Source organism: Campylobacter sp. RM15925, from assembly GCF_012978775.1.
Classification (GTDB): domain Bacteria; phylum Campylobacterota; class Campylobacteria; order Campylobacterales; family Campylobacteraceae; genus Campylobacter_A; species Campylobacter_A canis.
In genome coordinates this window covers 1-313 of record NZ_LIWP01000040.1, presented here as the reverse complement: position 1 = coordinate 313, position 313 = coordinate 1, and the positions used below count along the sequence as shown (strand labels likewise).

At 31.0% G+C, this 313-nt stretch carries 1 protein-coding gene; it reads left to right on the top strand.

Features of this window, described 5'->3' with window-relative positions; genetic code table 11:
* A partial coding sequence (locus CDOM15925_RS09945; RefSeq protein ID WP_249934737.1) for a DpnII family type II restriction endonuclease occupies window positions 1-313 on the top strand: 313 nt, incomplete at both ends.

The following is a 313-nucleotide window of genomic DNA, read 5'->3' as shown; positions in this document are numbered from 1 at the left end:
TTAACAGACTTTTTAACGAGAACAAAGAGTGCTTTGAAGTGTTAAATTTACTTATAGCGGTTCATAAAGACAATACCGACATACTTGATAAAAATAACGTTTTAACAAGCGTTAAAGCATATTTTAAAAGTCCTGAAAAAATTTATGAGTTTTTTTGCGAAACTGGACTTGATGAAGTTTTTACGAGCGGAAAAATTAAAAATTTATATGATTATGTATTTGGAGTAGAAGTGGGTCTTGATACTAATGCCCGCAAAAATCGCAGCGGAAAGAATTTCGCTCGGATTATTTCAGAATATTTTAGGAGTGAAAA